This is a genomic window from Reyranella sp., assembly GCF_036558665.1.
Taxonomy (GTDB): domain Bacteria; phylum Pseudomonadota; class Alphaproteobacteria; order Reyranellales; family Reyranellaceae; genus Reyranella.
Map to the genome: position 1 here is coordinate 1 of NZ_DATBFE010000140.1, position 22,614 is coordinate 22,614.

At 66.4% G+C, this 22,614-nt stretch carries 24 protein-coding genes; 16 read left to right on the forward strand and 8 right to left on the reverse strand.

Annotated features, from left to right (window positions below; all coding sequences use genetic code 11):
- On the forward strand, nucleotides 1-290 hold a 290-nt coding region (locus VH499_RS20575), incomplete at its 5' end, for an MbcA/ParS/Xre antitoxin family protein (protein WP_332054626.1).
- Entirely contained in the window at nucleotides 250-1,026 is a 777-nt protein-coding gene (locus VH499_RS20580; protein ID WP_332054627.1) for an RES family NAD+ phosphorylase, read from the forward strand. The genes VH499_RS20575 and VH499_RS20580, both read left to right, overlap by 41 nt.
- A 69-nt stretch (nucleotides 1,027-1,095) precedes the next feature.
- Here VH499_RS20580 and VH499_RS20585 read toward each other — a convergent pair whose 3' ends face one another.
- Genes VH499_RS20585 through VH499_RS20595 form a run of 3 tightly spaced genes read right to left on the reverse strand, consistent with a single transcriptional unit; the run spans nucleotide 1,096 to nucleotide 3,662 of the window.
- Nucleotides 1,096-2,097 (reverse strand): 4-hydroxyproline epimerase, encoded by a 1,002-nt coding sequence (locus VH499_RS20585; RefSeq protein WP_332054628.1) that lies wholly within the window; start codon nucleotides 2,095-2,097, stop codon nucleotides 1,096-1,098.
- A gap of 46 nt (nucleotides 2,098-2,143) precedes the next feature.
- Nucleotides 2,144-2,734 carry a hypothetical protein gene (locus tag VH499_RS20590; protein WP_332054629.1) on the reverse strand — a complete coding sequence of 197 codons (591 nt, stop codon included), beginning with the start codon at nucleotides 2,732-2,734 and terminating at the stop codon, nucleotides 2,144-2,146.
- 13 nt (nucleotides 2,735-2,747) lie between these two features.
- Complete coding sequence (locus VH499_RS20595; RefSeq protein ID WP_332054630.1) at nucleotides 2,748-3,662, reverse strand: dihydrodipicolinate synthase family protein; 915 nt, start codon at nucleotides 3,660-3,662, stop codon at nucleotides 2,748-2,750.
- Nucleotides 3,663-3,745: 83 nt separating this feature from the next.
- Here VH499_RS20595 and VH499_RS20600 point away from each other — a divergent pair, with 83 nt between their 5' ends.
- The 10 genes from VH499_RS20600 (at nucleotide 3,746) to VH499_RS20645 (ending at nucleotide 14,158) form a co-directional block, all read left to right on the forward strand.
- A complete protein-coding gene (locus VH499_RS20600; protein WP_332054631.1) occupies nucleotides 3,746-4,978 on the forward strand; it encodes a metal-dependent hydrolase family protein in 1,233 nt (410 codons plus the stop codon).
- 190 nt (nucleotides 4,979-5,168) lie between these two features.
- The gene (locus VH499_RS20605) at nucleotides 5,169-6,410 is read left to right on the forward strand and encodes an amidohydrolase family protein (protein WP_332054632.1); all 1,242 of its coding nucleotides are present in this window, start codon (nucleotides 5,169-5,171) and stop codon (nucleotides 6,408-6,410) included.
- 124 nt (nucleotides 6,411-6,534) lie between these two features.
- Entirely contained in the window at nucleotides 6,535-7,356 is an 822-nt protein-coding gene (locus VH499_RS20610) for an ABC transporter permease (protein ID WP_332054633.1), read from the forward strand.
- A 1-nt stretch (nucleotide 7,357) separates the two neighbouring features.
- Complete coding sequence (locus VH499_RS20615) at nucleotides 7,358-8,410, forward strand: ABC transporter ATP-binding protein (protein WP_332054634.1); 1,053 nt, start codon at nucleotides 7,358-7,360, stop codon at nucleotides 8,408-8,410.
- A 24-nt stretch (nucleotides 8,411-8,434) separates the two neighbouring features.
- Entirely contained in the window at nucleotides 8,435-9,475 is a 1,041-nt protein-coding gene (locus VH499_RS20620; protein WP_332054635.1) for an extracellular solute-binding protein, read from the forward strand.
- Nucleotides 9,472-10,368: an ABC transporter permease gene (locus tag VH499_RS20625; RefSeq protein WP_332054636.1), complete on the forward strand. Its 897-nt coding sequence runs from the start codon at nucleotides 9,472-9,474 to the stop codon at nucleotides 10,366-10,368. Before VH499_RS20620 ends, VH499_RS20625 begins: the two co-directional genes overlap by 4 nt.
- Nucleotides 10,369-10,465: 97 nt before the next feature.
- Nucleotides 10,466-11,140: an aspartate/glutamate racemase family protein gene (locus VH499_RS20630; protein ID WP_332054637.1), complete on the forward strand. Its 675-nt coding sequence runs from the start codon at nucleotides 10,466-10,468 to the stop codon at nucleotides 11,138-11,140.
- 132 nt (nucleotides 11,141-11,272) lie between these two features.
- Nucleotides 11,273-12,289 (forward strand): TRAP transporter substrate-binding protein DctP, encoded by a 1,017-nt coding sequence (dctP, locus tag VH499_RS20635; protein WP_332054638.1) that lies wholly within the window; start codon nucleotides 11,273-11,275, stop codon nucleotides 12,287-12,289.
- Between the two features lie 21 nt (nucleotides 12,290-12,310).
- Nucleotides 12,311-12,871 carry a TRAP transporter small permease gene (locus VH499_RS20640; protein ID WP_332054639.1) on the forward strand — a complete coding sequence of 187 codons (561 nt, stop codon included), beginning with the start codon at nucleotides 12,311-12,313 and terminating at the stop codon, nucleotides 12,869-12,871.
- Nucleotides 12,872-12,877: 6 nt separating this feature from the next.
- Nucleotides 12,878-14,158: a TRAP transporter large permease gene (locus VH499_RS20645; RefSeq protein ID WP_332054640.1), complete on the forward strand. Its 1,281-nt coding sequence runs from the start codon at nucleotides 12,878-12,880 to the stop codon at nucleotides 14,156-14,158.
- 30 nt (nucleotides 14,159-14,188) lie between these two features.
- On the opposite strand, the gene VH499_RS20650 is transcribed toward VH499_RS20645, so the two are convergent.
- From VH499_RS20650 to VH499_RS20660, 3 genes are all read right to left on the reverse strand, one after another.
- Nucleotides 14,189-14,623 (reverse strand): MarR family winged helix-turn-helix transcriptional regulator, encoded by a 435-nt coding sequence (locus VH499_RS20650; RefSeq protein WP_332054641.1) that lies wholly within the window; start codon nucleotides 14,621-14,623, stop codon nucleotides 14,189-14,191.
- A gap of 42 nt (nucleotides 14,624-14,665) precedes the next feature.
- Nucleotides 14,666-15,748, reverse strand: a complete 1,083-nt coding sequence (locus VH499_RS20655) for an LLM class flavin-dependent oxidoreductase (RefSeq protein ID WP_332054642.1) — start codon at nucleotides 15,746-15,748, stop codon at nucleotides 14,666-14,668.
- A gap of 96 nt (nucleotides 15,749-15,844) precedes the next feature.
- Nucleotides 15,845-16,747 carry a transcriptional regulator GcvA gene (locus tag VH499_RS20660; protein WP_332054643.1) on the reverse strand — a complete coding sequence of 301 codons (903 nt, stop codon included), beginning with the start codon at nucleotides 16,745-16,747 and terminating at the stop codon, nucleotides 15,845-15,847.
- A 131-nt stretch (nucleotides 16,748-16,878) separates the two neighbouring features.
- On the opposite strand from VH499_RS20660, the gene VH499_RS20665 reads away from it, so the two are divergent.
- From VH499_RS20665 to VH499_RS20675, 3 genes are all read left to right on the forward strand, one after another.
- The gene (locus tag VH499_RS20665; protein WP_332054644.1) at nucleotides 16,879-17,082 is read left to right on the forward strand and encodes a DUF1127 domain-containing protein; all 204 of its coding nucleotides are present in this window, start codon (nucleotides 16,879-16,881) and stop codon (nucleotides 17,080-17,082) included.
- Between the two features lie 164 nt (nucleotides 17,083-17,246).
- Nucleotides 17,247-18,464 carry a tetratricopeptide repeat protein gene (locus VH499_RS20670; RefSeq protein ID WP_332054645.1) on the forward strand — a complete coding sequence of 406 codons (1,218 nt, stop codon included), beginning with the start codon at nucleotides 17,247-17,249 and terminating at the stop codon, nucleotides 18,462-18,464.
- A 51-nt stretch (nucleotides 18,465-18,515) separates the two neighbouring features.
- A complete protein-coding gene (locus tag VH499_RS20675) occupies nucleotides 18,516-19,391 on the forward strand; it encodes an EamA family transporter (RefSeq protein ID WP_332054646.1) in 876 nt (291 codons plus the stop codon).
- 170 nt (nucleotides 19,392-19,561) lie between these two features.
- On the opposite strand, the gene VH499_RS20680 is transcribed toward VH499_RS20675, so the two are convergent.
- Both VH499_RS20680 and VH499_RS20685 read right to left on the reverse strand, forming a co-directional pair.
- On the reverse strand, nucleotides 19,562-20,842 hold the full coding sequence (locus VH499_RS20680) for an ArgE/DapE family deacylase (protein WP_332054647.1): 1,281 nt from the start codon (nucleotides 20,840-20,842) through the stop codon (nucleotides 19,562-19,564).
- A 39-nt stretch (nucleotides 20,843-20,881) separates the two neighbouring features.
- A complete protein-coding gene (locus tag VH499_RS20685) occupies nucleotides 20,882-21,970 on the reverse strand; it encodes a phospholipase (RefSeq protein WP_332054648.1) in 1,089 nt (362 codons plus the stop codon).
- Between the two features lie 231 nt (nucleotides 21,971-22,201).
- Between VH499_RS20685 and VH499_RS20690 the strand changes: the two genes are divergently transcribed.
- A partial coding sequence (locus VH499_RS20690) for an NAD(P)-binding protein (protein ID WP_332054649.1) occupies nucleotides 22,202-22,614 on the forward strand: 413 nt, incomplete at its 3' end.

Here is a 22,614-nt window from a genome sequence, read left to right on the forward strand (position 1 = left end):
CGAACAAGGCGCTGGCCAACGTGGTAGGGGTCTCCGAAGCGACGGTCTCGCGCATGCGGTCGGGTGGCTACGAGCTGCAGCCCGGCCAGAAGGCGTTCGAGCTGGCGCTGCTGTTCGTCCGGCTGGCGCGCTCGCTCGACGCTGTCGTGGGCGGCGACGATGCCGTTGCCGGCATCTGGCTGCGGAATGCCAACACCGTCCTGCACGATTCGCCGCTCACGCTCATCCAGACCGTGCCCGGGTTGATGAATGTCCTCCAGTACCTGGACGCCCGGCGCGCTGTCGTCTGAGGCGCGCGCGCTTTCCGGGATCTGTTGGCGGCTGGTCGAGGCGCAGCACAGGATCTCGACCCTGAAGTTCGTCGACACGGTCGAGGAACAGGCGCTGCTCGAGCAGTTGATCGAGGAGACGAAGCCCGCGCTGCCCGCCGAATGCCAAGGCCTGCACTACCTGCTCGCGACGCCCTTTCGCTACGGCGCCGTCTATCCCACGGGCTCCCGGTTTCGTCGGGCCGGACTGACGGAGGGCGTCTTCTACGCGGCCGACGAGCCGACGACGGCGGTCGCCGAGATCGTGTTCTACCGCCTACTGTTCTTTGCCGAGTCACCCGAGACGCCGTGGCCCGCGAACGCCGCCGAGTACACCGCCTTCTCGGCTGCCTACGCCACCCGCAAGGGCATCGATCTCACCAAAGGCAGGCTCGCACGCGACTGCGCCCGGTGGACCCATCTCAGCGACTACAGTGCCTGCCAGGGCCTCGCCGACTCGGCACGGTCGGCGAGGATCGAGATTATCGGCTATCTCTCGGTGCGCGATCCGCGCCATGGCCGCAATCTCGCACTCTTGACCTGCCGGGCCTTCACCCGGCCGAAACCGCTGCGGCAGCAGACCTGGCACGTGAGGCTGAGCGAAACAGGTGCCCAGGCGGTGTGCGAGGCGCCGAAAGTCGGCATCACCTTCGATCGCGCGACCTTTGCCGCGGACCGCCGCATTGCAAAGCTGCGCTGGCAGCGTCAGCGTCCGTAGCCTCTTCGGGACCCGAGCCTCCGGCTCGCTCATGAGCGAGCGAGACGCGGTCCAGAAGAAGCCTTCTCCTCACATCACCTGGAACCCGTGGGCGAAGGGGTCGCGGTCGTCGACGAAGATGGTGTTGAGCCCGTGTTGCCGCGCCCAGCCTGCGATCGAGGGCACGATGGCGTCGTGGTTGCCGACCTTTGCAGCGGCCTCGACGCGGCCGTCGAATAGCGAGCCGATGATGCTTTCGTGCACGAATTCGTCGCCCAGCGCGAGCTTGCCATGCGCGGCAAGCTGGGCCATCCGCGCCGACGTGCCGGTGCCGCAAGGGGAGCGGTCGATCGCCTTGTCGCCGTAGAACACGGCGTTGCGGGCGTGGGCGCGCTTCTCGCGCGGCGCGCCGGTCCACATGACATGGCTCACGCCGCGGATGGTCGCATCCTCTGGATGTACCGGCTGCACCTTCTCGTTCACCAGCCGCCGCACCAGAGGCGACAGCCGCAGCACGTCGGCAGCCGAGATCGATTCGAGACCGGCGAAGTTCTTCTGCGGCTCGAGGATCGCGTAGTAGTTGCCGCCATAGGCGATGTCGAAGGCGAGCTCGCCCAGCCCCGGCACCTCGATCGTGACGTCGCTCGCGGCGAGATAGGAGGCGACGTTGGTGAGGCGCACGCTTTGGACGAAGCGGCCCTCCTGCTTGTAGCGTGCCACCACGCGGCCGGCCGGCGCGTCGAGCGCGACGATGCCCGGCGTCGTCGGCATCACGAGGCCGTTCTCGACGGCCATGGTGACCGTGCCGATGGTGCCGTGACCGCACATCGGCAAACAGCCGCTCACCTCGATGAACAAGATGCCGACATCGCAGTCGGCGCGGGTCGGCGGATAGAGCATCGATCCCGACATGACGTCGTGCCCACGCGGCTCGAACATCAGCGCCCTGCGGATCCAGTCGTGGCGGGCGAGGAAGTCGAGCCGGCGCTCGCTCATCGTCGCGCCTTTGAGCAGCGGCGCGCCGCCCGACACCAGGCGCACCGGATTGCCGCAGGTATGGCCGTCGAGGCAGGAGAAGGTGTGCAGCGCCATGAGCAGAGTCATATCACGCGCGGCCCTGCGAGCGCAGGATACGGTGTCATCCCGAACGCAGTGACGGGTCTTTGGTCGGCACCGCAAAAGATCCCTCGCGCCGCTCGGGAAGACAAAAATGTCCCGCAACGAACCGCTCGACGTCGCGCGGGCTTCGCAGGCGCACGATCCTCTTGCCGTCGCCGTAGTGGCCGCTTTCCTCGGCGAAGCGCCGCCGGTTGCGGCGATGGGTCCTGAACGCCCACAGGAGGATCGATTGGCGGCTCAGGAAGGCGTTGGCGAAGGTCTCGCGATTGCCGGTGCCCCAGAGCTCTTCCTTCGTCACCGCGCGCCGCAAGGTGCGCCGCACCAGCCGCGCCATCACGAGCGGCAAGGGCAGATCGAGCCAGACCAGGGTATCGGCCGCCCGCCAGGTCAGGTCGCGCACCTGGCCGTAATTGCCGGCCACGATCCAGCCGCCGTCGCGGATCTCGTTCTCGACACGATAGCGGAAGAGGTCGACCGGCGCCGGCTGCCAGTCGCGGCCCCAGTAGAGCCTGTCGAGCTCGACGAGGCGCAGGCCGGTGCGCGTGGCCAGCCGTTCGGCCAGCCAGCTCTTTCCCGACCCCGTCGTTCCGAAGACGACGACGCGCTGCATCTGCCGTCCCATGTCACTCGGCGGCGAGCTTCGACGCCGGCCGCGTCGCAAGCGCCTCCTTCATCAGACGCTCGACGTGGGCGCGCTCGGCACCGGCAAGCGGCAGCCGCGGCGGCCGCGTGCGCTCGCTGCCGCGGCCCATGATCTGCTCGCAGAGCTTGATGCATTGCACGAGGTCGGCCCGCGCATCGAGATGCAGCAGCGGCATGAACCAGTCGTAAAGCTGACGCGCCTCGTCGAAGCCGCCTGCCGCCGCGAGCTCGAACAGCCGGTTGCCTTCGTGCGGAAAGGCGTTGGAGAGGCCCGACACCCAGCCGACGCAGCCCAACATGATCGATTCCACGACCACGTCGTCGAGGCCGCAGAACAGCACCAGCCGGTCGCCCATGATGCGCCGGATGTCGGCCAGCCGCGCGGTGGCACCCGACGATTCCTTGATGCAGACGACGGTTTCGCAGCTTGCAAGCTCGGCCAGCATCTCAGGCGTCACGTCGGTCTTATAGATCGGCGGGTTGTTGTAGATCATGACCGGCAGGTCCGAGGCCTCGGCGACTGTCCGGAAATGCACCACCGTCTCGGCCGGCTTGGCGCTGTAGACCATGGCGGGCATCACCATCAGCCCGTCGACGCCGATCCTGCGGCAGTCGCGAGCGAGATCGCAAGCCATCGCGGTCGTGTATTCGGCGACGCCTGCGATCACCGGCACCCGCTTCGCCGCCGTCTCGACGGCCGCAGCGAGAACGCGGCGCTTCTCCTCGGCGCTGAGCGACGTTCCCTCACCCACCGTGCCGCAGACGACGAGGCCCGCCACGCCGTCGCGCACGAGACCGTCGATCACCTTCTGCGTCGCCGCGAGATCGAGCGAGAACTCCTCGCGAAACTGCGTCGTCACCGCGGGGAAGACGCCCCGCCAGCCAATGCGTGCCATGCCGCACCTCTTGCGATGCCGCGACTGTAGCGCCAAAGCGCGGCCCGGCGTAGGGTTGCCGCCTCGATTTCGGGGGAGCGTCGATGTCGCAGATCTTGTTCAGGAACGCGAGCCTCCTCGATCCGCGCTGGGACGAGGCCCGCGGCGGCTACGAGGTCCTGGTCGAGGGCGAGCGGATCAAGGAGGTATCGGCCAAGCCGATCAAGGCCGCCAACGCCCGCACCGTCGATTGCGGCAAGCGCACCCTGATGCCGGGACTGATCGACTGCCATGTCCACGTCTTCCTGAGCGAGGTGAACATCCGCAATCTCGAGAACATCCCGCTTACGCTCATGACGGCGCGCGCCGCCGACCTGATGAAAGGCATGATCGACCGCGGCTTCACCACTGTGCGCGACACCGGCGGTGCCGACTGGGGCATCAAGACCGCGGTCGAGACCGGCCTGATCGCGGGCCCGCGCCTCTTTATCTCCGGCCGCGCCATCGGTCCGACCGGCGGACACAGCGATTCGCGCCGGCGCACCGACCAGGGGGCGCCCTGTGGGTGCTGCAACGCCATGGTCTACAGCATGGCCGTGGCCGACGGCCCCGACGACGTGCGCAAGACGGTGCGCGAGCAGATGCGCCAGGGCGCCGATCAGGTGAAGATCATGTGCTCGGGCGGCGTCGCTTCGCCCTACGATCCGCTCGACTCGCTGCAATTCTCCGAGGCCGAGATCGCGGCGGCGACCGACGAGGCGAGGAATTTCGGACGCTACGTGCTGGCCCATGCCTATACGCCCGAGGCGATTACCCGCGCGGTGTCGAACGGCGTGCGCACAATCGAGCACGGCAACCTGATCGACGACAAGGCGGCCAAGCTCCTGAAATCGAAAGGCGGCTACATGGTCGCCAACCTCGTCACCTACTTCGTGATGAAGGAGCGCGCTGCCCAGTTCGGTATGACGGCCGACATGCTGGCCAAGAACGACATCGTGCTCGACGGCGCGCTGAGATCGCTGGAAACCTGCAAGAAGGCCGGCGTGAAGGTGGGCTACGGCAGCGACTTGCTGGGCCAGCTCCAGGTCGAGCAGAGCCGCGAGTTCCTGTTCCGCGCAGAGGTGCTGAAGCCCCTCGAGATCATCCGTCAGGCGACGGTCGTCGGCGCCGAGGTTCTGCGTCAGGAGGGCAAGCTCGGTGTCGTCGAGCCTGGCGCCTTTGCCGACCTGATCGTGGTCGACGGCGATCCGTTGAAGAACCTCAAGTTGTTCCTCGACCAGGGCAAGCACCTGCCGCTGATCATGAAGGCCGGCCGCTTCCACAAGAATGCGCTGTGATGGGCAAGCCATCTTTTCCAATGGCCATCAAGCCAACATTCCTCACTTCGTTCGGGATGACACGAAACGGCGAAGCCAGAATCCCGTGTCATCCCGAACGTAGCGAGGGAACTTTCGCGATCAGTAAAGCTCTCTCGGCCTGCGGCCTCGGGACGGCACGGTATGTGCTGTTGCCAGGGAACGCGTAACCATGTCCTTCCTGTTCAAGAACCTCCATCTGCTCGACCCGCACTGGGAGGAGGCGCGCGGCGGCTACGAGGTGCTGGTCGAGGGCGAGACGATCAAGGAGGTGTCGGACAAGCCGATCAAGGCGAAAGCGGCCACCGTCGTCGACTGCGGCAAACGCACGCTGATGCCAGGGCTGATCGACTGCCACGTCCACACCCACCACAGCGAGGTCTATATCAACCGCATGGAGGCGGTGCCGCTCACGCTGATGATGGCGCGCTCGGCGGGACGCCTGAAGCGGATGCTCGATCGCGGCTTCACTACTGTGCGTGATGCCGGCGGCGCCGACTGGGGCACCAAGACGGCTGTGGAGGCGGGCCTCATTCCGGGTCCGCGGCTCTTCATCTCCTGCCGCTCGATCGGGCCCACCGGCGGGCACAACGATCGCAACCGCCGTACCGACGCCGGCTCCTTCGGGGGCCCGCCCTGTCTCTGCTGCAACGGCATGGTGTTCATCCGCTGCATCGCGGACGGCCCCGACGAGGTGCGCAAGGCCGCGCGCGAGCAGATGCGGCAGGGCGCCGACCAGGTGAAGCTGATGGTCTCGGGCGGTGTCGCCTCGCCCTATGATCCGCTGGAATCACTGCAGTTCACGGTCGAGGAGATCAGCGCCGCGGTCGAGGAGGCGCACGCCTTCGGCCGCTACGTGCTCACCCACGCCTACACGCCCGAGGCGATCACGCGCGCCGTGAAGTGCGGCGTGCGCACCATCGAGCACGGCAATCTGGTCGATGCACCGACGGCCAAGCTGATGGCTGGGAAGGGTGTCTACATGGTGCCCAACCTCGTCACCTACGAGGCGATGAAGCGGCGCGCTCGCGAATTCGGCATGCCCGACGAGATGCTGGAGAAGAACGACCATGTGCTGAAATATGGCTATGCCGAGCTGGAGCATTGCCGCACGGCGGGCGTGAAGATGGCCTATGGCACCGATCTCCTCGGCGCGCTGGAGGACGAGCAGACCGGCGAGTTTCGCATCCGCGGCGAGGTCATGCCGGCGATCGACATTATCCGCTCGGCGACGCTGATTGGCGCCGAGGTCGTGCGCCAGGAAGGCAAGCTCGGCACCATCCGGCCGGGCGCCTACGCCGATCTCCTGGTCGTCGACGGCGATCCGTTGAAGGACTTGGGCCTGTTCCAGGACGGCGGCATGCACCTGCTGGCGATCATGAAGGCGGGCCGGTTTCACAGGAACGCGCTGTGACGCGGACAAGCTTCATAGCCGGGGGCGCGCCACTCCAGCGGCGCTCATGGTCGGACGGACCGCGAGCCTCCGACTCGCTCATGAACGAGCGAGACCCTCGCGGTCCAGAAGAGGGCTCCCGGTGATGAGTCTCGCCGTCGTCCGCCGACGCGCCGGCCGCTGGGCACTGAACGGGGCCGCGACGCTGTCCCTGTCCTTCATCCTGCTCCCGCTGGTCTTCATCGTCTGGCTGGCTTTCTACCGGCAGGAAATCCCGTCCTTTCCGCCTGAGGGCTACAGCCTGCGCTGGTTCGCTGCAATCCTCGACCAGCGCAAGTTCGTCGACGGCTTCACGATCTCGTTCGAGGTGGGCGTGCTGGCGACTGTCATCGGCCTGGTGCTGGGCGTGCCGGCGGCGCTGTGCCTGGCGCGCCGCGAATTTGCCGGCCGCGGCCCGGTCGGCAGCCTGCTGTTGATGCCGTTGATCGTGCCGGGCGTCGTGTTGGGCACGGCGATGTACGTCTTCCACGTCGAGCTCGAGAACGCGCTCGACGTCGACGTGATCGGCACCTTCTATGCCCTGGTCGCCGGCCATGTCGTGATCGTCATTCCGTGGATCGTGCGGCTGGTGACGGCCAGCCTCGCTGGCGTCGATCGCAGCACGGAGGAGGCGGCGCAGAATCTCGGCGCCAACCGCTGGATGACCTTCTGGCGCGTCACGCTGCCGGCGATCCGGCCCGGCATCGTCGCTGGCGGCCTGTTCGGCTTCGTGACCTCGTTCGGCAACCTCGAGCTCAGCCTGTTCCTGGTCGGGCCCGGCCGCACGACGCTGCCGATCGTCATCCTCCAGTATCTCGAATGGAAGATCGATCCCACGATCGCCGCCGTATCGGTGGTGCAGATCGCGCTGATCGCTGTGGTGATGCTGATCACCGACCATTACGTGAAGCTCGCGCGGGTGGTGTGAGATGGCGCGACTCGACATCGACGAGCTCGCCAAGCGCTACGGCGACTTCTACGCCGTGCGCGACGTCTCCCTGCAGGTGGCCGACGGCGAGTTCCTGGTGCTGCTCGGACCCTCGGGGTGTGGCAAGACCACGACCTTGCGCATGGTGGCCGGCTTCATCGAGCCGACTGCCGGCCGGGTGAAGCTCGGCGGCCGCGACGTCACCCTGCTGCCGCCGTGGAAGCGCAATGCCGGCATGGTCTTCCAGAGCTATGCGCTGTTTCCCCATCTCACCGTGGCGCAGAACGTCGCCTTTGGCCTCGAGATGCGCAAGCTCGCGAAGGCCGAGGTCGGCAAGCGCGTCGACGATGCCCTGGCACTGGTCCGACTCGCCGGCTACGGCGGCCGCCTGCCGCGCCAGCTCTCGGGCGGCCAGCAGCAGCGCGTGGCGCTGGCGCGGGCGCTCGCGATCCGACCCGACGTGCTGCTGCTCGACGAGCCACTTTCGAATCTCGACGCCAAGCTGCGCCAGGAGGTGCGGGTCGAGATCCGCGAGCTGCAGCAGAAACTCGGCCTCACCACGGTGATGGTGACGCACGACCAGGAAGAGGCCCTCACCATGGCCGACCGCCTGGTCGTGATGAGCGAGGGCTCGGTGCGCCAGATCGGCACGCAGCGCGATCTCTACGAGCGGCCGGCCGACCGCTTCGTCGCCGATTTCGTCGGCCGCAGCACGTTCTTCGAGGGCCTCGTGGAAACGCCCGGCCGTTTCCGCACCGACGGCGGTCTCGCGCTCGCCTGCGCCGACGGTGCGGCGGGCCGTGGGGCGCTGGCCGTGCGGCCCGAGCGGGTGGGAATCGCCGTCGCCCCCTGGACCGGGCTGGACAACAGCCTGCCGGGCACGGTGGAATTCGTGTCCTATCTCGGCGCGCTGATCGACATCCATGTGCGCCTCTCGCCGCGCGACCGGTTGATCGTGCATGTCGCCAATCGCGAGGGCGGCTTCGTGCCGAAAGTCGGCCAGTCGGTTCATGTCGGTTGGGCCGCGACCGCCGGCCGGGTATTCAACGAGTAAGACAAGACATCAGAGGAGGTTTCCATGTCCGATCGTTTCGCGCTTCGTCGCCGCCGCCTTCTGGCCGGCGCCACCATGCTTGCTGCCGGCGCGGCGCTGCCGGCCCGCGCCGAGAGCAAGCGCATCATCGTCGGCACCTGGGGCGGCGACTATTCGCGCCTGCTCGCCAAGAACATCGAGAAGCCGCTGCTCGAGCCCAAGGGCTGGGACGTGATCAAGGACGAGGCCAACGATCCGCCGCGCCGCGCCAAGATGCTGGCGGAGAAGTCGCTGCGCCGCGGCAGCACCGATATCCAGGGCCTGTCGGCGGCCAACATGTACGACGTCAACCAGCAGGGACTGGTCGAGCAGCTCGACTACGCCCAGATCCCCAACTCCAAGAACCTCATCCCGGCGATGAAGTATCCCTACGGTGTCGGCCACATCTATTCCGGCAAGGTGATCCTCTACAACCCCAAGATCATCAAGACAGCGCCGACGAGCTTCGCCGAGACGCTCGATCCCAAGATGGGCGACAAGCTCGGCATCATCGACATCCAGTACCAGTACACCCTGGTCGCGGCCGGCATGGCCTCGGGCGGATCGCCGAGCAACGTCGAGCCCGGCAAGGAGCGCCTGCTCGCCTGCAAGAAGGCGGGAGCCCGCATCTATCCCAGCAACGAGGCCTTCGCCCAGGCGATGAAGACCGAGGAGATCGCGGTCGGCATCATGTGGAAGGCACGCGCGGTGCAGTGGCAGAACGCCGGCATCAACGTCGAGACGGTCGCCGCCAAGGAAGGCGTGCCGATGTACATCTCGGGCTTCGCCGTGCCCAAGAACGCACCCGACAAGCCCGGCGCCTACGCCTATCTCGACGCCATGCTCGATCCGTCGGCCCAGGAAGCCTTCGCGGTCGACATGGGTTACAACCCGACCGTGACCAACGCAAAAGTGCCGCCCGAAGTGCAGAAGCGAATCGGCTTCACGCCGGACGAGCAGAAACGGCTGGTCGACCTCGACTACGGCTATCTCGCCAAGAACGACGTCGCATTCCAGGAGTGGTGGAACAAGTCGTTCAAGGCATGAGCCAGGCAGTCGCCATCGTCGAACCCGCCGGCGTGCCGCGCCGGCGCGGCGAAGGCCTGACGGCGAGTGCCCTGATCGGGCCGGCGACGGTCTTCGTCGCGGTGAGCCTGTTCGCTCCGCTCGCCATCCTGTTCCGTTATAGCCTGAACGACTTCGACAAGGCGACGAAGACGATGATCGCGGCGCTAACGCCCGCGAACTACCTGCGCTTCTTCACCGATGCCTACTACACCTCGGCGCTCGCGACGACGGTGGAGGTGGCCCTGCTCTCGACCGTCGCCTGTCTCGTGCTTGGCTTCCCGCTCGCCTATGTCGTGGCGCGCACGCAAAGCCGCTTCAAGCATCTTCTGATCATGGCGATCGTCCTGCCGCTGTTCGTAGGCAATGCGGTGCGCGCGGCCGGCTGGATGGTGATCTTCGGCAATAAGGGCTTCGTCAATGTGGGGCTCATGAAGCTCGGCCTGATCGCGAAGCCGCTCGAGATCATGTTCACCGAGAAGGCGGTCATCATCGGCATCATCGCCGTCACCCTGCCCTTCATGGTGCTGTCGCTGCAGAGCGTGATCGAGGGCATCGACCGCGCGGTCGAGGAAGCCGCGTTCAGCCTCGGCGCTCCGCCGCTCGCCATGTTCCGCCGCGTGCTCTGGCCGCTTGCGCTGCCCGGCGTGCTCGCCGGCACGATCCTCACCTTCATCCTCGCCATGAACGCCTACGCCACGCCCTACCTGCTGGGCGGCCCGGTGTTCAAGATGATGGCGCCGCTGGTCTACAACACCTTCACGCAGCAATCCAACTGGCCGTTCGGTGGCGCCATCGCCTTCGTCCTGATGGCGGTCACGCTCACGCTCACGGTGGCCGCCAACCTCCTGATCCAGCGGCGTACCCGGAGCTGAAGATCCCTCACCTGCGGCTCGGCATGACACGATCTCTTGGATCGGAGGTTTGCGTGCCATTCCGAGCATCCTTGGTGGCAGAGACAGGGGAAGCACCATGCATATCGGACTGATCGGCGGCATCGGGCCGGCGGCGACCGACTTCTACCATCGCGGCCTGATCGAGCGGCATGCCGCCGCCGGACGCCCACTCGATCTCACCATCGCCTATGCCGATGTGCGCGAGATGTCGCGCAACATGGCCAACAGCGATCCCGGACGACAGGCCGAGATCTTTGCAAGGCTCTTGGGGCGGCTGAAGGCGGCAGGCGCCGGGATGGCAGCGATCACCTCGATGGGCGGGCACTTCTGCGTGCGCGAGCTCGAGGCGATCTCGCCGTTGCCGATCCTGAACGCCATTCCCGAGATCGAGGCCGCCATCGCGCGCCGCAAGGTCAAAAGGCTCGGCATCCTGGGGACGCGCACCGTCATGGAGAGCCGGCTCTATGGCGGCATTCGCTCCGCCGAAGTCGTGGCACCCGAGGGCGAGACGCTGGAGCAGGTCCACAGCGCCTATGTCGAGATGGCGAGCACCGGACGCGTCACCGACCCGCAGCGCCGTATCTTCTTCAGGACCGGGCGCGAGCTCTGCCGGGAGCACCGCGCCGAGGCGATCCTGCTGGGCGGAACCGACCTCTTCCTGGCCTTTGCCGACGAGACGCCGGGCTTCCCGGTGATCGATTGCGCCGACATCCATGTCGATGCGATCTTCGCCAGATCGGCCGCAACATGACCGCGCGCAGTCGCGCGCTGCGACATTTGGCCTTTATACGGGGACACGAGGCCCCCTAAAGTGCGGCATCTCTGTCATTGGTGACCGCGATCGCCCGGCAAGAACAAGCGATCGCAAGAGGAGGAACGTCCCATGTCACGCCGCTTTTCGCGCCGCGTCTTCTTTGGCGCTGCAACCGCCACGCTCGTCTCGCCAGCCGTCCTGCGGGCAGCCGAGCCGATGAAGATCCGCTGTTCGCTGGATACCGCCCCGAGCCATCCGCGCAATCAGGCGATCGTCGACTACTTCGAGAAGCTCAACAAGGCATCCAACGGCGCGATCGTCGGTGAAGTGTTCCATTCCGGCCAGCTCTTCGCCGACCTCAACGTCTCCAAGGCGCTGCTGCAGGGCCAGGTCGAAATGGCGGCGCCCGGAGCCTGGGTGCTGACTGGCCTGGTGCCGGACTGCGACATGGTGCAGTTGCCTTATTTCTACGGCCAGTCGGCGGAAGTCACGCACAAGGCGACCGACGGCAAGCCCGGCGCCCATGTCGGCCAGCAGGTGACGGCGAAGCTCAAGACGCACATGCTGGGACCGTGGATCGATCTCGGTTACCAGAACTGGTACAGCACCAAGACCCCGCTCAGCCATTTCTCCGATCTCAAGGGCCTCAAGATCCGCAGTCCGGGCGGCGCGGGCATCTCCTGGCGCATCAAGTTCGCGGGCGGCATCGCCAACACCACGGCATGGCCGAACGTGCCGCTGGCGCTGAGCCAGGGCACCTTCGACGCCTTCGTGAGCACAGATGAGAGCTGCAACTCCGCCAAGCTGTGGGAGGCCGGGGTGAAATATTCCTATGCCGACCACCAGTTCATGGGCCAGTACATGCCGCAGATCGGCAACGCGACCTGGGCCAAGCTCGCGCCGGCGCAGCAGAAGCTGATGACCGACCTGTGGGCCGAGCATATCGAGGGCTATCGCAAGAACGCCGCCGCCTCGCAGCTCAACGGGCGCAAGGTGATGGAGCAGAACGGCGTCAAGTTCACCGATCCGTCCGCCGACGAACTGGCGACCACGCGCAAGGCGATGATGGGCGACATCGACGCCCTCATCAAGGACGCCAAGCTGTCGCCCGAAGTCGTCAAGCTGGTCAAGGAAGCGATCGGCTAGCCGGCCGCGCGAAGCCTCGTCGTGAATCCCGATACGTTCTGGGACCGCATCGAGCGGACCCTGGCGGGTCTGCTCGGCGCGATCGCCATGATCGTGGGCGTCGTCCAGGTGGTCGGACGGTACTTCTTCCCGGCCTACGCCATCAGTTGGGCCGAGGAAGTGATCGTCTACCTCGTGGTGTGGGGCGTGATGATCATCTCGAGCCAGCTCGTGCGCACCGACGGGCACGTGCGGCCTGATCTCGTCCTGCGCCTTGCCGGCCCCAACGGCCAGCGCTGGATGGAGGCCTTCAACTGCCTGGTCGCGCTCGTCTTCTGCGTCGGCATGATGTGCTACGGCTTCACCATCACCGAATCGTCGTGGATGCTCGACGAGCACAGCTCGACCGACTTCGCCTTCCCGATGTGGATCTACTACGCCGCCTTGCCGGCCGGCGGCCTGCTGATGACGGTGCGCTACGGGATCCGGCTCTACCGCTACCTGTTCCGTTTCGACCCGGCGACCATGACCGTCGGCCACACGGCCGAGCACGACCTGATGGCCCCGGCCGGCGGCGATGCCAAGTCGGCAACAACGGACTGACCGTCGATGTGGGTCTTCCTTTTTTTCGTGATGTTCTTCGGCCTGCTCGCCTCGGGCATGCCGATCTTCCTCGTGCTCGGCGCCTGCGCAGCGGTCCTCTACGTCTTCTCCGGCCAGCCGCTGATCGGCGCGGCGCAGGTCGTGATCGACTCGCTCAATTCCTCGACCCTGATGTCGCTGCCGCTGTTCGTGATGGCGGCGGCCTTCATGCGTCAGGGCGGCGTCGCCAAGGCGCTGGTCGATCTCTGCACCGCCTGGATCGGCGGCGTGCGCGGCTCGCTCGGGCTCGTTACCGTCGTCTCCTGCACCCTGTTCGCCGCGATCTGCGGCTCCTCGGTGGCCACGGCGCTTGCGATGGGCACGATCCTGCTGCCGGCCATGCTGGAGAAGGGCTACCCGCGCTCCTTCGCGCTCGGTGTGATCGGCGCGTCGGGCACGATCGGCATCGTGATCCCGCCGAGCCTCGCCCTGATCCTCTACGGCATCGTCGCCGAGCAGTCGGTGCCGCGCCTTTTCCTGGCCGGCATCCTGCCGGGCCTCCTGCAGGCCGCCGCCTTCTTCGGCTGGGTCTGGTACACCGCCCGGCGCAACAACTTCCCGATCGAGCCGCCGCTGCCGATGGCGAAGCGCTGGGACGTGACGTGGCGGGCATTGCCCGCGCTTGCCGTCCCGGCGATCGTGCTGTTCGGCATCTATGGCGGTATCGTCACGGTGACCGAGGCCGCGGCCATTGCCGCCGCCGTCTCGATGTTGATCAGCCTGGTCTTCTATCGCGGCTTCCACTGGAAACAGTCGCTGTCAGTCATCGCCGATGCGCTGAAGAGCGCCGGCACCATCATGCTGATCGTGGCGACCGCGCTCGCCTTCGGCCACTGGATGACCGACTCGGGCGTGCCGGCCCAGCTCGTCAAATGGGTGGTGGAGCATCAGTTCACGACCTGGGAGTTCCTGCTCGCGATCAACGTGCTGCTGCTGATCCTGGGCTGCTTCCTCGAGGTAGTGGCGACACTCCTGCTGGTGCTGCCCGTGCTGGCGCCAGCGCTGATCCCGCTCGGCGTCGACCCGGTGCACTTCTCCATCATCTTCACCCACAACATGGAGATCGCCCTTGTCCATCCGCCGGTCGGCCTCAATCTCTATGTGCTGGCGACCATCTCGACGGCGCCAATCGGCGAGGTCATTCGCGGCATCCTGCCGTTCCTGATCCTGCTCCTGATCGTGCTGATGATCATCACCTACTGGCCGCCGCTCACCATGTGGCTGCCCCAGCTCGTTTACGGCCATTGATGCTTCTTCCGGACGGCGAGCGACGCTCGCCTACCCGTCGAGCTCGTCCATGTTGACGTACAGCCGCCGCAGCGCCTCGCGCAGCGCCCTGGCCTCGCCCGGCGCAAAGCCCCTGAGTGCCACCCGTTCGTAGCGTTCGGCGATCGGCAGGATGCGGCGGGTCAGCCGCTTCCCCGCAGCCGTCACATGGAGCGCCACCACGCGGGCATCGTCGGCGTGGCGCTGACGGCTCACCAGACCTTTCTGCTCCATCTGATCCACCAGTCGGGTCAACGTCGACACCTCGATCGAAGTCGTGGCCGAGAGCTCGCCCATGCGGCGGCCGTCGCGCTCGCGGAGGGCCGCCAGCACCCGCCAGATCTGCAGGGAGGCGCCGAGCGGCCGCACTTCCTCGCCGAACGCCGTGGCGATCCGCGCCCCGGCGCGGTTCAGCAGGTAAGGCAGATAGGAGTCGAGTGGACCCATGGCCTACGCTAACTGCCGTCACGAACCGGTGTCACGGCCCGTTCATGCGGTCGCGCGCAGCGGCCCGGCGATCCGGAAATGCGGCGCCACCTCGCGCATGAAGCGGTCCATCTGTTCCTTGACGAGAGCATGCGGCTTGCGGCCGTAGTTGAAGTACAGAATCACCTCGGCGATGCCCGCCGCCTCGACCTGCTTCAGGGTGTCGACGATGTGCTGCGGACTGCCACACAGGATCGACTTGTCGGTGAGCTTCTCGGGCCGCATGTCGCGCAGGATGTTCACGATGTCGACGAAGTATTTGTAGGTGGGCGGTACCTTCTCGCCCGACGCCGACGGGAAGGCAGCGATCAGCGCGTCCTGGAAATAGTGCACCAGCGCCTCGCGGCCGTACTGCTCCTCCTGCGGCGTCGAGGCGATATGCACGAAGTAGGAGCACATGACGCGCCGCATCGGCCGCTTGAAGGCGGTCTCGCAGCTGTCGCGATAGGCGCGCACCGCATCGGCGAGCGAGCCATAGACCATCGCCGCCGCGAACGGCGCGTAGATCACGTTCCAATCGTGTCTGGCCGCGAGCTCCATCGAGGGCCGTGAGAAGCACGCCACGTAGGGCCGCAGCGGCTGCTGGGCGGGCTTCGGCCGTACCTCGATGTCCTCGAACTGATAGAACCTGCCCCTGTGCGACCACTTGCCGGATTCGGTCCAGGCCCGCCACACGATCTCGAGTCCCTCCGCGAACAGCTCCGCCGAGTCCTCGAACGGCGCCTGGAACGGCGCGTATTCCTTGCGGTCATAGCCGCGGCCGGCGGCGAAATCGACACGCCCGCCGGACAGAAGATCGAGGGTCGCCCACTCCTCGGCGACATGGAGCGGGTGATGCACCGGCAGGAGCGACACCGCCGGCGCGAGCCTGAGCCGGGTCGTGGTGCCGGCGAGCTGGGCAAGCAGCGCAAGCGGCGAAGCATTGACGCCCAGCAGATTGAAATGATGCTCGCCGACCCAGGCCGAATGCAGCCCGATCTTCTCGGCGTAAAGTGCCTCGGCGAAGATGTCCTTCAGGAAGGACTCGGCCGTGCGTGGATTGTTCGGATAGCGATTGTCACTCAGCGTGAAGTAACCGAAGTCCATGGCGTTTCCCCTTCGTCGCGCCGATGGTGCGCCAAGCCGATTTATTTGTAAACGCAAATAAATCGCAGAGCCGTATGACGCCCGACCAGCCGTGCCCTATCCGGCCTTCGGTCCGATCTCCGCCAAGGGCATCAGCCAGTCGCGGAAGGCCTTGATCTTGCGCCGGCGGATCGCCTCGGGCGGATAGATGACGTAGTAGGCGAACTCGGTCGACATCTTGAATTCGAACGGCATGACCAGACGGCCGGCCTTGAGGTCGGGCGCAACGAGGGGATTGCGGCCGAGCGCGACTCCCAACCCGTCCATCGCCGCCTGGTAGGCCGCTAGCGCGAAGTCGAAGGTGACGCCCCGCGAGGCGTCGATGCCCTTCACCCCGGCCGCCGTCAGCCAGACCTGCCAGTCGTCGGGAAAGGTGCCGATATGCAGGAGCGTGAAGCGCTTGAGATCGGCCGGCTTCCTGAGCGCATTCGGCCCCTTGAGCAGCGATGGCGCGCACACCGGCATCACATCCTCGCCGACCAGACGCTCGGCCACGAGGTTGGACCACTGGCCGCGACCGTACCGGATGCCGATATCGACGTCCTCGCGCGAGAAATCGACAAGGCCGGTATGGGTGCTGACGCGCACGTCGATCTCGGGGTTCGAGCGCTGGAAGCCGGCGAGCCGCGGCACCAGCCACTTGGTGGCGAAGGAGGCGGTGGTGGTGACCGTAAGATGCCCGCCGCGATCCTTCTGCAGGAGCTTCTCGGTCGCCTCGTTCAGTTGATCGAACGCCGCCCGCACCGACGGCAGATAGGCCTGGCCGGCTTCGGAAAGCAGGAGCGAGCGGTTTCTCCGCACGAACAATTTTAATCCGAGCCGTTGCTCCAGCCCGCGGACCTGATGGCTGATCGCCGCCTGGGTGACACTCAGCTCGTCGGCAGCATCGGTAAAGCTCATATGGCGTGCGGCCGCTTCAAATGCACGCAAACCATTGAGCGGCGGCAGGCTTCTCTTCATGCCAAATCCCTTCGGAAAGCAGTGTCTTTCACATGAGCTAATTTAATCAAAACAGGACAAAGGGTTGTTTGTAAAGGCCCAGGGCGGGGCGCACATCGCTATCGTTCGTTTCTCCATCGGGGAGAACTCCCATGGCCGACATCTCGCTCCACTTCAGTTCGCACGCGCCGCTCGCCGGCACCTACACGGCGTTCAAGCAGATCCTCGCCACATGGCGGCGCCGCAGCCGCGAGCGGCGGGAGCTTCTCAGCCTCGACGCGCGCACCATTCGCGACCTCGGCACCACGCCGCAGGCCGTGCAGTTCGAAGCCAGCAAGCCGTTCTGGCGCGCCTGATCCTCCTGCGATCCGGAGCCGGAGGTCCTCCAACCCTGCCGGGCCTCCTTGCCTCTCCGGACACTGGCCGGCGGTCGACTCCTCAGCCTCCCTGTCGACCGCCGGCTTTTTCTTTGCCCGCCTTTTCCTTTACTCGCCCGGCCCGCGCTTGCTAGACGCCGCGCGTGGCGCTCTCCGACCTCCAGATCCAGGCGCTTGCCCGCGACGCGCTCCAGCGAGCCGCCGCCGGGGACTTCGCCGCCGCCGAGCCATTGCTGGCGCAGGTCGCGGACGCCCGACCCAATTCCGGCCAGGCGCTTCATCTGCTGGGGCAGGCGCGCCTGAAGCTCGGCCGCTTCGTCGAGGCGCGCGAGCCGCTCGAGCGTGCCGCGAAGTTCCTGCCGCGCGAGGCGGCCGCACAGGTCAATCTCGCCGGCTGTCTTGCGATGCTGGGCGAGCACGAGGCCGCCCTTGCCGCGCTGGACCGCGCTGCCCGACTGAAGCCCGGCGATGCCGCGATCGCGCACAACAGAGGCCGCGCGCTCGAAGCGCTCGGTCGCCCCGACGAGGCGCAGAGCGCCTACGACGAGGCGCTCTCGGTCGATCATCGGCTGATGCCCTCGCTGGTCGCGCGCGCCAGCCTCCTGGCGGCGCGCGGCGACTGGATGGCCGCACTTGCCGACCTGGACATGGCACTTACCAGCCGGCCGAACGATGCCGCGCTCAGGTTGAAGCGCGGCGAACTTTTGCTGCAGCAAGGCGACTGGCTGCGCGGCCTGCCCGATTACGAGGCTCGGCTCGAGATTGCGGGCGAGCGGTATGCACCCGACCTGCCGCCGTGGCAGGGCGAGCCGCTCGCAGGGCGGCTGCTCGTCTATCCGGAGCAAGCCGACATCGAGGGCGACAGCGCGATGCGCGACACGCTCATGCTGGCGCGCGGCGTCGATGCGGTCGTGCAGTGCGGAGTGCTACTCACCGAGTGGCTGGCCGGGCCAACGCTGCGCCGCGGCGACCCGCTCGACGGCTTCGCCGCGGCCGCACCGTTGCGCAGTTTGCCTTATCTCCTGAACTGGAATCCCGCCGCGCTGCCGCCGCCCGTCTTGCTGCGGCCTCGCCGCGACCCCGAACCAACGGCAATCGGCTGGTTCACGGCCAGCCCGCCGCCCACCGGCCTTGCGGTCGAACACGATCCCGGCAATGTCGCGCACTGCAAGCTGGTGATCGGCGACGACAACTGGCCGGTCCATCTGGCCGCTGCGCTCGGCATGCCGACCGTCATGATCGTCGGCCGATCCGCGGACTGGCTGTGGGGTCCCCGAACCACCAAGTCGGCGTGGTATCCGGACCTCGAGCTGATTGGTGCAGACGAGGCCGAAAGGCTGGCGATCCGGCTCGCCGGGTAGTGAGATCCGCATCCGCAACGACCGCAGGGGATCAGGGAAAGTATAGACAGTTTGCGACCTCTTCACATTGCCGCCGCCCTGTTGATCGCAGCGACCTGGGGCCTCAACTTCACCGTCATCCGCTTCGGGCTCGACGAGTTTACGCCGCTCGCCTTTGCCGGCTGGCGCTTCCTGATCGGTGCGCTTCCCGTGCTGTTCCTGCCGCGGCCGCGCATTTCCTGGAAGGCGCTGGCGGGAATCGGCCTGTTCCTCTTTACCGGTCAGTTCGTGTTCCTGTTCTTCGCCATGCAGGCGGGACTGCCGCCTGGCCTCTCCTCCGTCCTGGTGCAGCTTCAGGGACCGCTGACGGTCGTCCTCGCCGCCTTGTTCCTGCGCGAGCGCGCGAGTGCGGGCCAATGGCTCGGCCTCGGCGTGGCAATGATCGGCGTGCTGGTGATCGCCCGTTCGGTCGAAGGCGAGACGAGCGTGCTCGCCATCGGGATCGCGCTGCTGTCGGCGCTGAGCTGGGCGATCGGCAACCTCTTCCTGCGCGAGGCGCGCGGAACATCGGTTGTCGCTGTCACGGCCTGGGCGAGCCTGCTGCCGCCGCTGCCGCTCCTGCTGGCCGGCGCGATGATCGACGGCATCGGGCCTACGCTCGCACCCTTGCTGGCCCCGAGCTGGCGCGGCTGCCTGGTGCTCTTCTACACGGTCGTGCCGGCGATGTGGCTCGGCTACTGGCTCTGGGGAACGCTGTTGCGGACCTACCCAGCGGCGAAGGTGGGGCCGGTCTCGCTGCTGGTGCCGTGCTGTGCACTCACCTTTGCCGCGCACCTGGTCGGCGAACCGGTCGGCGGGTTACGATTGATCGGCGTGACGATCGTGCTGGGCGGCGTCGGCCTCGGCATCTTTGGCTCGATGCGCCGCTCACCTGTGACAAAGTTGTGATCCAATAGAAGGAAAGCGGGGATTTTCGCCCCCGCTTTCACCTCCCCAATGGGCATTCCACAGCGGCGGAGCCGGCACACGGAATGCAGTCTCAATGCGACATAGTTTAACCCTACCCAGAGAGACCGTCAATCCGCATTCCCAGAGAGGAAATATCATTTCCGTGCGGTTTAGCACCGCGAAAGGCCGCACCAGTCGGCGATGAACAGGGCTGTGGCCTGGGTGATCTTGCGCACCGAATCGAGGTTCACCCGCTCGTCGAAACCGTGGATGTCGTCCGACCGGGGGCCGTAGACCAGTGCCGGAATCCCGGCATAGAGCCCGAAAAAGCGATTGTCGGCCGTGCCGGTCGAGCTCTTGTCCTCGAGCGCCGCCCCAAACACCGTCTCGTGGGCATCGGCCAGGACCACCCGTACCTGCTCATGGTTCCTGAGCACGAAGGGCTCGGCCTGGAAGCCTTCCCATGTCACGGTCGGCGGGTTGTTGCCGAGGAATGGATCGTTTGCAGCCGCCTGCCGAATGACGTCCTCGATCTCCTGCCGACATTCCCTGAGGTTCTGCGACGGCAGGACGCCGACCCGCATGTCGAAGGTGCACCATGCGGGAACCGAACTTGCCCAGTCGCCGCCCGCGATCTTGCCGACATTGAAGTTCACCGGGTGATGATGCTCGCAGAAGTGCTCGTCGTGCACCTTTTTGGCGTTCCACTTCTTCTCGAGCTCGCGAAGCTCGCGGATCAACCGATAGGCCGATTCGATCGCGTTCGATCCGGCCTCGGCCTTGTAGACATGGACCGGATGGCCGGTGACCTTGACCTGGAACCACATGACGCCGACCTGCGCGACCGTCAGCACGCCCGACGACGGTTCGGGGATGAGCGCCGCATCGGCCCGGTAGCCGCGCTGCAGGCAGGCCAGCGCGCCATTGCCCGTGCATTCCTCTTCCACGACCGATTGCTGATAGATGTCGGCCGCAGGTTGCCAGCCAAGCGCGCGCAAGGCGCGCAGGGCAAAGAGATTGAGGATGAGCCCGGCTTTCATGTCGCCCGCGCCGCGGCCGTACATCCAGCCGTCCCTGATCGCCGGTTCGAAAGGATTGCGCGCCCACATTTCGTGCGGGCCTTCCGGCACGACGTCGATGTGGCCGTTGAGGATCAGCGACCGTCCGCTGGAATTGGCCGGCCGCCAGGCGCCGACCACGTTCCAGGCATCGTCATAGTCCTGGCTGTGCGGCGAGTAGCCCGGCAGGTGCTTGAGATCGTCGATCTTGACCCGCCAGCGGTCGACGCTGAGCCCGTCCTCCTTGAACAGGCGCGCCATCATGTCTTGCGCCGGCGCCTCGCGGAATCGCGTCGACGGGATCTTCACCAGATCCGCCAGCACCCTGGTCTGGTCGTCGAAGCGGCGATCGACTTCGACCATGATCCGGCGTTTCACATCGGCGTCGAGCATCGGGCACTCCTGCAACTGAAGGCCCGACCTTAGCGCCAATCACTTCAGGAACCAGTCGAGAATCGCCGTATTCTGGTCGCGCGGATAGGTGTGCGAGAGATCGGCGATCTCACGATAGACGACCGCCGCACCCGCCTGCTCGAGGGTATGTTGCGCGCGCCGCGCCAGCTCGGGAGGGAACATCCAATCCTCGGCACCGTGCACGATATGGATCGGCAGGGCATGCACGCGACCGGCATCGGCAAAGGTCATCAGCATCGGATGGAAGGCGGCGGCGATCGGGGCAAGATGCGTGAAGCGGCAGCCCCCACGCAATCCCAACACATAGGCGAACGTGCCGCCGTCGCTCATGCCGGTGAGGAGCTGCTTCGATCGATCGATGCTCCAGTGTGCGGCCACGCGTTCGACGATGCCGTCGATGTTCGGACCGTCGATCTCCGGATCCATCAGCGACCAGGTCGATCCCCTGGCCGTCGGCGCGATGATGATGAAGCCACGTGTGCGCGCCTCGCGCACCCAGCTCCAGAGAAAGCTGCCGCCGTTGCCGCTACCGCCATGCATCGCCACGACCAGCGGCCAGACGCGGCTCGGTTCGTAGTATTCGGGTACATAGAGCGAGAAGGCGCCGCGCGTACCCGGCGGGCCGCCGACATGCATAGAGCCGACGCCTTCGCGCGCCGGATCGGCAACGCCAAGACGGGCCGCAAGCGTCGCGTCGTCGCGCGCCCAGGCTTCGAGAAAGAACTCGCTGACCGGCCGCAGATGGGCTGCCAGCGGATAGAGCGCCTCGGCGGCCCGCGCATAGCCGCGCAACGCACGATAGGCGGCGATCATGGGCTGCGGCGCGTCGAGCGCGCCGCGAAAGACATCGATCCCCTCTCTCACCGCTTCAGCCGCACGTTCGAGGCAGTCGCGCACCGGACCGAGTCTCCCGGGCCACGCAAGATCTCGCGACGCGGCCAGAGCGGGCACGAGATCTTCGTTGCGCTGGCCGATTGCGCCGACCAGCTCCTCGAGCGTCGTCGGCGCGACATGGCGGCCCGCGAACTCGAGCGCATACAGACCGCGGAGGGTCGCCGGAACCAGCGCCGCGATGACCTCGGTCGTCTGTTCGTCGCTGATCGCCACGCCCACCATCCCTTTCTCAAACCTCGTGTCTTTCCGGGCGAACGCGGGATCTCTGATCCATGTCGCGAAAGATCTCTCACCGCGTTCGGGATGACACTGCTTCTTGCAACTTCGTTCTCCTGCGGATCGATCCAGCCAGTGGAATTTCGCCTGCCGTTCCTGTCCGCGTCAGCCATCTTGCCAAGCTCGCCACAGCATCGGACGCTTGGCCAAGCAAAGCCAGAGGAAGCCATGCCCGACGCCTCGCATGCCGTGCCGCGCCAGCTCGATGTCGCCATCGTGGGTGGCGGACTTGCCGGCCTTTATGCCATCCATCGCCTGCGCAGCATGGGCCTCGAGGTACGCGCCTACGAGGCGGGCTCAGGCGTCGGCGGAACCTGGTTCTGGAACCGCTACCCCGGCGCCCGCTGCGACGTCGAGAGCCTGGAGTACTCGTACTCCTTTTCCGACGAACTGCAGCAGGAATGGGTGTGGCCGGAGCGCTTTGCCGCGCAGCCCGACATCCTGCGCTACATCAACCATGTGGCGGACCGGCTGACGTTGCGACCATTCATCGTCACGGATGCGCGCGTGGTATCCGCGGCTTTCGACCGGGCGGTCGATCGCTGGACCGTCACCACCGCCGGCGGCGAGGTTTTCCGGGC

What these genes read in the sequence shown, in the direction of transcription:
- VH499_RS20665 (WP_332054644.1), top strand. Translation starts at nt 16,879, where the DNA reads ATGGCCGACATCTCGCTCCACTTCAGTTCGCACGCGCCGCTCGCCGGC.
- VH499_RS20610 (WP_332054633.1), top strand. Translation starts at nt 6,535, where the DNA reads ATGAGTCTCGCCGTCGTCCGCCGACGCGCCGGCCGCTGGGCACTGAAC.
- VH499_RS20620 (WP_332054635.1), top strand. Translation starts at nt 8,435, where the DNA reads ATGTCCGATCGTTTCGCGCTTCGTCGCCGCCGCCTTCTGGCCGGCGCC.
- VH499_RS20630 (WP_332054637.1), top strand. Translation starts at nt 10,466, where the DNA reads ATGCATATCGGACTGATCGGCGGCATCGGGCCGGCGGCGACCGACTTC.
- VH499_RS20645 (WP_332054640.1), top strand. Translation starts at nt 12,878, where the DNA reads ATGTGGGTCTTCCTTTTTTTCGTGATGTTCTTCGGCCTGCTCGCCTCG.
- VH499_RS20605 (WP_332054632.1), top strand. Translation starts at nt 5,169, where the DNA reads ATGTCCTTCCTGTTCAAGAACCTCCATCTGCTCGACCCGCACTGGGAG.
- VH499_RS20655 (WP_332054642.1), bottom strand. Translation starts at nt 15,748, where the DNA reads ATGGACTTCGGTTACTTCACGCTGAGTGACAATCGCTATCCGAACAAT.
- VH499_RS20660 (WP_332054643.1), bottom strand. Translation starts at nt 16,747, where the DNA reads ATGAAGAGAAGCCTGCCGCCGCTCAATGGTTTGCGTGCATTTGAAGCG.
- VH499_RS20680 (WP_332054647.1), bottom strand. Translation starts at nt 20,842, where the DNA reads ATGCTCGACGCCGATGTGAAACGCCGGATCATGGTCGAAGTCGATCGC.
- VH499_RS20585 (WP_332054628.1), bottom strand. Translation starts at nt 2,097, where the DNA reads ATGGCGCTGCACACCTTCTCCTGCCTCGACGGCCATACCTGCGGCAAT.
- dctP (WP_332054638.1), top strand. Translation starts at nt 11,273, where the DNA reads ATGTCACGCCGCTTTTCGCGCCGCGTCTTCTTTGGCGCTGCAACCGCC.
- VH499_RS20600 (WP_332054631.1), top strand. Translation starts at nt 3,746, where the DNA reads ATGTCGCAGATCTTGTTCAGGAACGCGAGCCTCCTCGATCCGCGCTGG.
- VH499_RS20590 (WP_332054629.1), bottom strand. Translation starts at nt 2,734, where the DNA reads ATGCAGCGCGTCGTCGTCTTCGGAACGACGGGGTCGGGAAAGAGCTGG.
- VH499_RS20595 (WP_332054630.1), bottom strand. Translation starts at nt 3,662, where the DNA reads ATGGCACGCATTGGCTGGCGGGGCGTCTTCCCCGCGGTGACGACGCAG.
- VH499_RS20625 (WP_332054636.1), top strand. Translation starts at nt 9,472, where the DNA reads ATGAGCCAGGCAGTCGCCATCGTCGAACCCGCCGGCGTGCCGCGCCGG.
- VH499_RS20650 (WP_332054641.1), bottom strand. Translation starts at nt 14,623, where the DNA reads ATGGGTCCACTCGACTCCTATCTGCCTTACCTGCTGAACCGCGCCGGG.
- VH499_RS20580 (WP_332054627.1), top strand. Translation starts at nt 250, where the DNA reads ATGTCCTCCAGTACCTGGACGCCCGGCGCGCTGTCGTCTGAGGCGCGC.
- VH499_RS20615 (WP_332054634.1), top strand. Translation starts at nt 7,358, where the DNA reads ATGGCGCGACTCGACATCGACGAGCTCGCCAAGCGCTACGGCGACTTC.